Annotated in this window: 4 protein-coding genes and 1 pseudogene; 4 read left to right on the forward strand and 1 reads right to left on the reverse strand. The window is 71.1% G+C overall.

Features of this window, described 5'->3' with window-relative positions; translation table 11 throughout:
• Positions 1–550 (reverse strand): annotated as a pseudogene (locus tag ACRDP3_RS04440) (regulator); the annotation flags it as partial.
• A 234-nt stretch (positions 551–784) separates the two neighbouring features.
• Here ACRDP3_RS04440 and lipB point away from each other — a divergent pair.
• The 4 genes from lipB (at position 785) to ACRDP3_RS04460 (ending at position 3,727) form a co-directional block, all read left to right on the forward strand.
• Positions 785–1,576 carry a lipoyl(octanoyl) transferase LipB gene (lipB, locus tag ACRDP3_RS04445; RefSeq protein WP_431515482.1) on the forward strand — a complete coding sequence of 264 codons (792 nt, stop codon included), beginning with the start codon at positions 785–787 and terminating at the stop codon, positions 1,574–1,576.
• A 119-nt stretch (positions 1,577–1,695) separates the two neighbouring features.
• Complete coding sequence (gene lipA, locus ACRDP3_RS04450; protein WP_431515483.1) at positions 1,696–2,634, forward strand: lipoyl synthase; 939 nt, start codon at positions 1,696–1,698, stop codon at positions 2,632–2,634.
• 210 nt (positions 2,635–2,844) lie between these two features.
• A complete protein-coding gene (locus ACRDP3_RS04455; protein ID WP_431515484.1) occupies positions 2,845–3,024 on the forward strand; it encodes a hypothetical protein in 180 nt (59 codons plus the stop codon).
• Between the two features lie 10 nt (positions 3,025–3,034).
• A complete protein-coding gene (locus ACRDP3_RS04460; RefSeq protein WP_431515485.1) occupies positions 3,035–3,727 on the forward strand; it encodes a DUF4191 domain-containing protein in 693 nt (230 codons plus the stop codon).
• Positions 3,728–3,755 lie beyond the last annotated feature (28 nt).

Genomic DNA, 3,755 nt, shown 5'->3' on the forward strand with positions numbered 1-3,755 from the left:
GGCCCGTACCCGCGGCCGGGCCCCTGTCCGGGCCGCCGCCCACACTCCCGCCCGCTTCCGGTTCGGGGCCGCGCGCCACCCGCTCGTCCGCCCGTCCGATCAGCCAGTCGCGGCTGGGCACCACCAGCCCGGCCGGGGTGAAGGCGATCTTCCGCAGTTCCGCATGGCTGCCCGAGTCCTTGCGCCACAGCCCGCTCACGATGTCCACGGCCTCGGTGGGCGTCGAGGCGAACTCCAGCCCCGCGTAGACGGGCGCACACGCGTCCAGCCCGAGGTCCTGCGCGGACAGCCTCCTGCCCAGCCTGCGTGTGAAGACCTCGGCGATCAGCGCGGGCGTCGTGCCGCGCGGTTGCTGACCGCGCAGCCAGCGCGTCACCGAGGTCTTGTCGTACCGCAGGTCGAGACCGTGCTCCAGGCCCAACTGGTCCACGCGCCGGGCGAGTCCGGCGTTCGAGAAGCCGGCCTCGGCGATGAGCGCGGAGAGCTGGCGGTTGGGGGTGCGCTGCGGGGCGGACTGGTCGGCAGAGTCCCCGGGTCGTTCCATGGTCATGAGCTTTGCGGTCTCCTGCCCTACGGCTTGCGGCAGACGCCGGGGCGCCACTGCGGATCGGCGCGAATGTAGCCGCCCCCGGCGCCCCGCCAGCCGCCTTCCCAGGGCTTTCATCCGTACGTGTGAGGAGGCGGGCGGCTCCCGTGGCCGGGCCCGGCGGCCGTACAGTGGCGGTCGGGACACGACACCGGCCGCATTCCGGGGGTCGCGAGGCCGGACTGCTTTGGAGGAGCCGTGAGCGAGCTGCGCTTTGTCCACCTGGGATTCGGCGCCGACGCCGTCGAGTACCGGGAGGCGTGGCAGGAGCAGCGCCAAGTGCACGCCGCCCGGTTCGCGGACGAGATCGCGGACACCTGCCTGCTGCTGGAACATCAGCACGTCTACACGGCCGGCCGCCGCACCCAGGACGTCGAGCGCCCGCTGGACGGCACCCCGGTCGTCGACGTCGACCGCGGCGGCAAGATCACCTGGCACGGCCCCGGCCAGCTCGTCGGCTATCCGATCCTGAAGCTGCCGCGACCGGTGGATGTGATCGCCCATGTCCGGCGCCTGGAGGAGGCCATGATCCGTACGTGCGCCGACTTCGGCGTCGAAACCACGCGGATCGAGGGGCGCAGCGGCGCGTGGGTGCTCGGCGACGTGCGGGAGCAGCGGCCCGCGACGGGCGGGCTCTCGCTCGACTTCGGCCCGCGGCCCGAAGCGGGGGAGGACGAGGAGTACGACGCCCGGCTCAAGGGCCCCGAGTACGCCCCCTCCAACGCCGGCCAGCGCCACGAGGACCGCAAGATGGGCGCCATCGGTGTCCGCGTCGCCAAGGGCGTCACCATGCACGGCTTCGCGCTCAACTGCGATCCCGACAACACCCGGTTCGACCAGATCATCCCCTGCGGCATCCGCGACGCGGGAGTGACCTCGCTCTCGAACGAACTGGGCCGCCCGGTGCCGGTGTCCGACGTGCTGCCCGTGATGGAGAAGCACCTGCGCGAGGTGCTGGAGTCGGCGGAGCCACTGCCCCGCGCGGTCTGAGGGCCGTGATCCCGACGTCCGGGCCTGCTTCTCCGAGGCGACCGGGGGTTGGGGACAACGAGACGGGTGGGCGTACGCTGATATGCGCCGAGGAATCGAAAGTACGTAGGGAGCCGGTCGTGTCCGCTGTCGCACCCGACGGTCGCAAGATGCTCCGCCTGGAGGTCCGCAACAGCGAGACCCCCATCGAGCGCAAGCCCGAGTGGATCAAGACCCGGGCGAAAATGGGCCCCGAGTACAACGCGCTGCAGAGCCTGGTCAAGCGCGAGGGCCTGCACACGGTCTGCCAGGAGGCGGGCTGTCCCAACATCTTCGAATGCTGGGAGGACCGCGAGGCCACCTTCCTCATCGGCGGTGAACAGTGCACGCGGCGCTGCGACTTCTGCCAGATCGACACCGGTAAGCCCGATGAGCTGGACCGCGACGAGCCGCGCCGGGTGGCCGAGTCCGTGCGGCAGATGGAGCTGCGGTACGCGACGATCACCGGCGTCGCCCGTGACGACCTCGAGGACGGCGGCTCCTGGCTCTACGCCGAGACCGTGCGGCTGATCCACCAGTTCATGCCGGACACCGGCGTCGAGCTGCTGATCCCCGACTTCAACGCCGTGCCGGAACAGCTGGCCGAGGTCTTCTCCTCCCGCCCCGAGGTGCTGGCGCACAACGTCGAGACGGTGCCCCGCATCTTCAAGCGCATCCGCCCCGCCTTCCGCTACGACCGCTCGCTGGAGGTGCTCAGCCGCGCCCGCGAGGACGGCCTGGTCACCAAGTCCAACCTGATCCTGGGCATGGGCGAGACCCGCGAGGAGGTCAGCGAGGCACTGCGCGACCTGCACGCGGCCGGCTGCGAACTGATCACGATCACCCAGTACCTGCGGCCCTCGGCACGGCACCACCCGGTGGAGCGGTGGGTGAAGCCGGAAGAGTTCGTGGAGCTGGAGCAGGAGGCCGGCGAGATCGGCTTCGCCGGGGTCATGTCGGGTCCGCTGGTGCGCTCCTCCTACCGCGCGGGCCGGCTCTACAAGCAGGCGATGGAGGCGCGCGACGCCCAGGCGGTGTGAGCGTGCGCGGTCGTGCGCGGGTCGTGCACGGTCGTGCCCGCGGGGGACGGGTGAGGAGGGTGTGCCGTCCTCGGCCTCCCTCGACGTGATGTGCGCCGCAATGGATTCGCGAGCCTTTGACCCGCTTGTCATCCGCTGGTAATACCCAACAGTGACGATGGCCGCACACACCGTTGATGCGGCCACGCGACACCATGGAGGGGAATCACCTTGCGGACGACGCTGCGCGCACTGGAGAACGTCGAGGGCCTGCTGCTGGGCAGGGGCCGGCGGACCGCACGCCTCAACGCCTGGACCGCGGTGCTCGAGGACCGCCGCCGGGCGGAGGCGCGCACCGAGGCCCAGCGCGTAGTGGAGGCCGCGAGGACCGGAAGCCCGGCGGCCACGTAAACTCCCTCGCATGGCGAGGAAGGCAGACACCGAGAACCCTGGGCGGCTCAAGCAGATCGCCCAGACGTACAAGATGACCCGGCGTGCGGACCGGAAGATCGGCTGGATCCTGGCCGGTGTGGGGCTTGTCACCTTCGGTGTGGTCCTCGCCGCCGGCTTCCTGATCGACCACCCCGTCTACGCGGGCATTCTGGGTGCGGTGCTGGCTCTGCTCGCGATGGCGATCATCTTCGGGCGGCGGGCCGAGCGGGCGGCCTTCGGGCAGATGGAGGGCCAGCCCGGCGCGGCCGCGGCGGTGCTGGACAACATCGGCAAGCAATGGAGCATCACCCCGGCCGTCGCGATGAACCGGAACCAGGACGTCGTCCACCGGGCCGTGGGCAGGGCGGGCATCGTCCTGGTGGGCGAGGGGAACCCGAACCGGCTGCGTCCCCTGCTGGCCTCGGAGAAGAAGCGGATGGCGCGCGTCGTCTCCGATGTGCCGGTGCACGACTTCATCGTCGGCAACGACGCCGGTCAGGTGCCGCTGAAGAAGCTGCGCAACACGCTGCTGAAGCTGCCGCGGGTGCTCGCGGGCGGGCAGGTCACGCAGGTCAACGACCGGCTGCGCGCGATGGGGGACCTGATGAGCAACATGCCGATCCCCAAGGGACCGATGCCCAAGGGGGCCCGGATGCCGCGCGGCGGCCAGAGCGGCCGCTGAGCGCGCACGTACGACGGCAGTACGGACG

This window comes from Streptomyces sp., assembly GCF_050698815.1.
In the GTDB taxonomy this organism is placed as follows: domain Bacteria; phylum Actinomycetota; class Actinomycetes; order Streptomycetales; family Streptomycetaceae; genus Streptomyces.

Coding starts and splice junctions, on each gene's coding strand:
- ACRDP3_RS04460 (WP_431515485.1), top strand. CDS start 3,035: ATGGCGAGGAAGGCAGACACCGAGAACCCTGGGCGGCTCAAGCAGATC.